At 44.7% G+C, this 6,758-nt stretch carries 2 protein-coding genes; both read left to right on the top strand.

Annotation, left to right across the window (positions count from 1 at the left end):
- Nucleotides 1-4,486 (top strand): choice-of-anchor K domain-containing protein (locus tag SHEWPOL2_RS21165; protein ID WP_157173883.1); only part of this gene is annotated, 4,486 nt, incomplete at its 5' end.
- Between the two features lie 92 nt (nucleotides 4,487-4,578).
- Nucleotides 4,579-6,756 (top strand): type I secretion system permease/ATPase, encoded by a 2,178-nt coding sequence (locus tag SHEWPOL2_RS21160; RefSeq protein ID WP_037431422.1) that lies wholly within the window; start codon nucleotides 4,579-4,581, stop codon nucleotides 6,754-6,756.
- The last annotated feature ends 2 nt before the right edge of the window (nucleotides 6,757-6,758 follow it).

Genomic DNA, 6,758 nt, shown 5'->3' with positions numbered 1-6,758 from the left:
TGCGCCTATCATCAGTAATCAAGAGTTTGGTTACTTCGAGAATCAGATTGCAGGTGCTGTTGTAGCTAATGTGGTGGCATCGGATATCGATGGCACAGTGACAGGCTTTAGCTTCAAGTGGGCAGATGGCAGCTACCATGCCGTTAGTGAAGATGGTTACTTCTCCATTGACAATACAGGCAAAGTCACAATGACTGCCTCTGGCGCTGCCGCAGCAGTCAACGATTTTGAACAGGCACCAAACTCAGGTGTCTATGTAGTGACAGCCACTGACAACAATGGGGCGAATTCTGATGCTAATATCACTCTGTTTGAAAAAGATCTGGACGACACTCCACCAGCCTCACCAACGGTCTGGATCGTCGATGATGGTATGCCAGGTGATGGTCTACTGACCGCCAGCGAGATCGCTAGCGGCGGCGCAGACGTGCAGATAAGTGTGAGTATTGATGGTGCAGAATTTGTGGCCGGCGGTTATGTCACGCTCACCATTAATGGTGGTGCAGCAATTGAACTGAGCTTTACCGACTTCACTGATAATGGCAGTGGTACCCTTACCTTTGGTAACTTTACCTACGCTAACGGCGTTATCAGCTGGAGCGAAGCCGCGCCTACTGCAGGTCAAAGCATCACTGTGACTGCAACGCAAACCGACACTGTAAGTAACACCTCTGCACAAGACTCCGATACTGCGACTGTATATCAACCTAACTCTTGCAACGTAACAGTTAATGAAAGCAGTCTACGCGATAATATTCCTGACACCTTCTCTAATACTATTAGCTTTACTGCAGGTAATCAGAATATTACACAGTTCCGTTTTAACGCTTCCTCTATCTCTGCGGCAACTAACCTAGCTGCAGGTGTAAGTATCGTTTGGGCGCTAGCCGCGAATGGTGCGTTAGTAGGAACCATCGATGGTATTGAAGTAATTAAAGTCACTCTGAGTGGCACTTCTGTGACGTCAGGGTTAACAGCGGGCACTACGGGTGCCGTTACTGTCAATGTTGAGTTATTAGACAACATCAAGCAAGTTAATGGATTAAGTGGCGAAAATCTCAGTTCACTGATTAATGGAATCGTCATTGAGGCTGTAGGTGCCGATAATAGCGTATTGACAGGCAATGTAAGCATTACCATCAATGATGACGTGATTAATATTGCCCCAAGTGCTGGCTCTGGAGTCAATAGTGCTACGGCAGTCGATATTGTTGGCACTCTTAATATCCTAGGCGCAGATGGTAATGACCATACCGCTACGGATAACTACAGCGTGAGTCTGAGTGCAAACGTGACAGGTTGGAACGGCACAAGCACAACCTTCGCCGACTCAGGCATTACTGCGGGCGGACTCACTGTCTATTACTATGTCGACCCAGCTCATCCAAATGTCCTGATCGCCTATACCGATACCAGTGGTACAACTTCCGCCTATACCCATGGTACTAATCAGACATTAATCTTTACCCTAACGACCAATGCAACTACTGGTCAATACATTTTCGATATGAATCAGGGTATTGATAAGCTAGCAACCATACAAATCGCTGGACTTGTAGGAGGAAAAGGAGGCATTGGTGAAGCGGTATATGTCACTTATGATCCTGTAACCCATGGTTATGGTGTTTACAACGACATTACTAAGATTCCCACAGATGCAGACATTGCCTTCACCCTGACTGCACGTGACGGCAATAATAACGTTGCTCAAGTAAACGGCACTAATAATGGTTTCGGAGTTGCAAATCCATTTGTGAATGGTGATGAAGTATTAATTGTGGATTACTCAGAAAATGCAGCGACTGCAAGCTTTAGCTTTACAGGGGCCACACAAATCCACTATAAGGCCTATGATGATCAAGGTAACTTGTTGCATGAAGGTAATATTACTAATGGTCAGCTCATCCAAAATGTGGGTTCTATCGCATACATTGAGCTATCAGCCCTAAGCGGAACTAGCTTCCAGTTTACGGGCACTACAGCACAAACCATTGTGAGCTCAAGCCAAAGTCTCGATTTGAGCTTTGTTGTAACCGCTACTGATAGTGATGGGGATAAATCATCTGGTAATCTGAATGTACATTTAGACCCACCAAGTACAACACCGCTAGTGCCAGTAGCACTGACACCTAATACTTTTGCTACCTTGAATGAAGCAGATCTACAGGCAGGAGCACCAGATTCAAGTGTCCAAACACTGAGCTTTAAGTCTGGAAGCAACTCAATTGGCAGCTTCCAGTTTGGCGATATTAGTAATATCTCTGTAGTGGGCATCAACGCTCAAATTCATTGGGCAGTTAATGATCAAGGTCAGTTAATTGGTACTGTGTATGGGCGTGAGGCCATTCGTTTAACTCTAGATTGGGATCGCATCAACGCAGGTGAGCAAGGTGATGTCACCGTTACCGCTCAGTTGTTAACGAATCTGCCACACAGCGTCAACACCAACAGCCTAACTGTTAATGGTATTCAGGTTATTGCCGTCGACGGTGTCGGCAATACCGCACATTCCAATGTGACCGTGACTGTCGCAGATGATGTTAACCTTGCCCAGAACGACACGGCTCAGCTTGATGTGGTGGTTGATTCCTTCAACTTCTCAGGCATTGTTGCCAACTGGACTGGTGTTGCTGGCGGAACCTATGTCAACACATACGATGGTCCTGATAACGATAACGGTAACGATCAACTCCGCTGGGGTTCTACCAATGGTAGTCAGTCAGGTTATGGTTTTGCTGATAATGACGCTGCACTAAATGGCTCCTTATCTTTAAACCAAGACATAGTGCTGGGTAAATTTACGCACTATAACTATTCTATTGACTCTGGAACTTCAATCACTGCAGCGACAATGAAAGTGACATTTAACGTAACTGATGCTTACGGCGTAGTCACTCCAGTCACATTGACGCTTAACTTTAGTCATAATGAAACACCAAATAGCAATGATCCTGTTTCATCACGCGATATAGTTACTGTTGGGCAAACCAGTGTCACCTTTAACTACGAAGGTCAGATGTATACAATGCAGGTTGTTGGATTTAAAGACACTAATGGCAACATTGTTACCTCTATCTACACCAATGAGGGTGCTGCTACTAGCTATGAGTTAGTCGTACGTATGGTGGCTGGAAATGGCTACACTCTGCCTCACACTGATGGCAATGTGCTCACCAATGATGTGGCTGGTGCCGATGGCGTGCTGACAGTAATTGGCGTCGCCACAGGAGACCACACAAATACTGGCGTTTCTGGTCAAGTTGGCACAACGATAATAGGAACCTACGGTAATCTAGTCCTTAATGCTGATGGTACTTACCAATACCAATTAACGGCGAGTGCAAACACCATTCCTGCTACGGGAGCAATCGAAACCTTCACCTACACCACCCAAGATGGCGACGGTGATAAAGCAAGTGCCACCTTGAAGATTGATGTTAATCCGGTCAATGCCAATGGTATCAATATTGCTGACGCTAACTTGATTTCAACTCAAGGCTCTAACTTAAATGACACAATCATTGTCGAGCATGGAGAAAAAGCAAACTCTGCAGGACAAAAAGTACTCAACGTCTCATTTGGTGGAGGTCAAAGCGGCATAATTACCAATAGCTCAAGTAAAGAAGTCGTTGCATCTGGCGCTAACAACAAGAGCTATACCACTAGTAGTGCTCAAGTGGTTAGTGGCGGTGACGGTAATGATCATATCGAAACAGGTAAGGGCGATGACGTTATATACGCTGGCAAAACTGGTGCAATTGGTTATGGAACTGATGACCAACTTGAGTTATCAGTGAATGCTCTATCAACTCACCATATAATGACAGGCACATTAAGCGGTACAAATAGCATCGTTGATAGCGATGGCTTGTTATTAGCCAATGATGTTGCATCTCAAAGAGCTGACGTTGTGAACGGCGGTAGTGGTAACGATAGAATTTATGGTCAATCCGGCTCTGACATTCTCTATGGTCATATAGGAAATGATTATATTGACGGCGGCAGCCATAACGATGCGCTTCGCGGCGGTGAAGGCAACGATACCTTAATTGGTGGCCTTGGTGATGATGTACTACGTGGCGATAGTGGCGCAGACACCTTCGTATGGCGCTATGCGGATGCTGACAAAGGCACAGACCACATCATGGACTTCAATGTGAGTGAAGATAAGCTCGATCTGAGTGATTTACTCCAAGGAGAAACGGCTGGCACGTTAGAAAGCTATCTAAGCTTTAGCTTAAACAATGGTTCAACCGTGATCGATATCGATGCAAACAAGGATGGCACGTTCGATCAACATATTGTGCTTGATGGGGTTAACCTCTATAGCCAATTTGGTGCAACGGATAATGCGGGTATTATTAATGGATTGCTCGGAAGCAATGGTAATGGCCCACTCATTATTGATACAGCGCCACCAGTAACACCTGATGCACCTCAAGGAGTGACACCACTGACCGATCCACACAACAATATCATTCCTTAATAAAAAATCAGTTCGGATGGCCTATAGAAATATAGGCCATCATGACCGATACTTCTGATAAGTAAATAAAAAATCAAAGGATAGATAATTAGGTGCCTGTTACAGCGTCTGAAAAAGTTGAGCAGTGGACGATATCCGCATCACAGCGGGTAATTGTTGACCCACTGCTAGATTGTTTAGTGCTTCTGACTGAACATTTTGGTAATCCATGCTCAAGTGAATCACTTGCGGCAGGCTTGCCTTTGTCTGGAGCGGTATTAACACCCGACCTGCTTCCTCAAGCAGCATCTCGTGCAGGGTTAGCAGCAAAATTATCTCGTAAGGGTTTAAATGAGATCTCGCCGATACTGCTACCCTGTATTTTATTATTAAAAGACAAGAAAGCCTGTATTCTGCGGGAATTAGACCTCGAATCAGATAGAGCAATCATCCAACTGCCAGAAACGGGCGGTGAAGAAAAACTCACCATTGAGTCACTTGAAACTTTGTATGTAGGCTATTTGTTCTTAGTCAAACAAGAATATCGTGGCGACATGGGGTTTGATGTCTATTTGCACGATAATAAAACCCACTGGTTAGTTCAAACCTTAAAAGACTCCGCGCCCATTTATCGAGATGCGTTAATCGCCTCGGTGTTGGTCAACATATTTGCCTTAGTTTCTCCCCTGTTTATTATGAATGTGTACGACAAAGTCGTACCTAATTTAGCTTTTGACTCCCTTTGGGTATTAGCGATTGGCGCATCAATTGCCTATTTATTTGACCTTGTTATGCGGCAACTTAGAAGCTACCTAATTGATGTAGCAGGGAAAAAAGTTGATATCATTGTCTCGTCGAAGCTATTTGCCAAAGCAATTGGTATTCCATTGGAAAAACGTTCCCCAAGCATTGGTGGTATGGCAAAACAACTGGGAGAATTTGATAATATTCGGGAAATTTTAACTTCAGCAACGATAACAACACTTGTCGATCTTCCTTTCGCACTCTTTTTCCTTATCGTGATTTATATTGTTGCAGGTGATTTAGCCGTGATCCCTGTCGTGGGAGGCTTGATCATTATCGGCTTTACACTTTATACCCAACCTAAATTAAAAGCGGCGATTGAAGAAGGTAATAAGTTTTCCAGCTTAAAACATGGGCATTTGATAGAAAGTCTTTCGGCGTTAGAGTCTATAAAAGCCAACGGCGCAGAAGGTATTGTCCAAAAAAGTTGGCAACAAATGATCGGCCATAGCGCTAACTGGCAATTAAGATCCAAAAAACTGTCTAACTCAGTCTCAAATTTCGCTAACTTTATTGTGCAATTTTCCGTTGTCTGTGTGGTGATTTTAGGCGTTTATCGTGTGTCTGATAACGCTATATCTATGGGGGGGATCATCGCTGCGGTGATGTTATCGAGCAGAGCAATAGCGCCAATGGCACAACTTGCAGGACTGATGACGCGCGCCAACCACACAGCCAGTGCACTGCGTCAACTCAATGAGCTCATGGTGCAGGAAGATGAGTTTGAAAATAAAGGCCACTTGGTGAGTAAGCAGCGTTTAATCGGAAAAATTAATGCTGACCATGTTGGATTTAGTTATCCCGGCTCAGAAAAGCCAGTGCTTCACCCGCTCTCATTAACCATCAACCCAGGTGAAAGGATTGCAATTATCGGTCGTAATGGTTCAGGTAAAAGTACCTTAGCCAAACTTCTCGTTGGACTGTTCCAACCCACAACCGGTAGCCTACGTTACGATGGGGTCGATTCGGCACAAATTCATCCTAGCGATCTGCGCCGTAACTTTGGTTACTTACCGCAGGACGTCACCCTCTTCCACGGTACCATAAGAGATAACATTCTCTTTGGTACTCGCCAAGTGACAGAGCATCAACTTATCCGTGCAGTACAGCTTTCAGGTGTCAGTCAGTTCACCCATTTGGAGGCTGAAGGCCTAGATCAACAAGTCGGCGAAGGTGGCATGTCTCTTAGTCGTGGACAAAGACAAACCGTTGCCCTAGCTCGGGCGACTCTTAACGATCCGCCAGTATTGCTAATGGATGAGCCTACAGCCAGTTTAGATGCGAGAGCAGAACAACAGTTTATTCGCTCAATGCAAAATGTCAGCAAGGATCGAACCTTGCTATTAATCACTCATAAAATGCATTTATTACAATTAGTTGACCGTATTATTGTGCTTGAAAGGGGACATGTTGTTGCCGATGGTCCTAAAGCTGAAGTGTTAGAAAAACTCAATTTTGGCCTTGTAAATGGAGGCTCCAGACAATGAGT

The sequence above is a fragment of the Shewanella sp. POL2 genome (assembly GCF_000282755.1).
Taxonomy (GTDB): domain Bacteria; phylum Pseudomonadota; class Gammaproteobacteria; order Enterobacterales; family Shewanellaceae; genus Shewanella; species Shewanella xiamenensis.
This window is presented reverse-complemented; position numbering and strand designations above follow the sequence as displayed.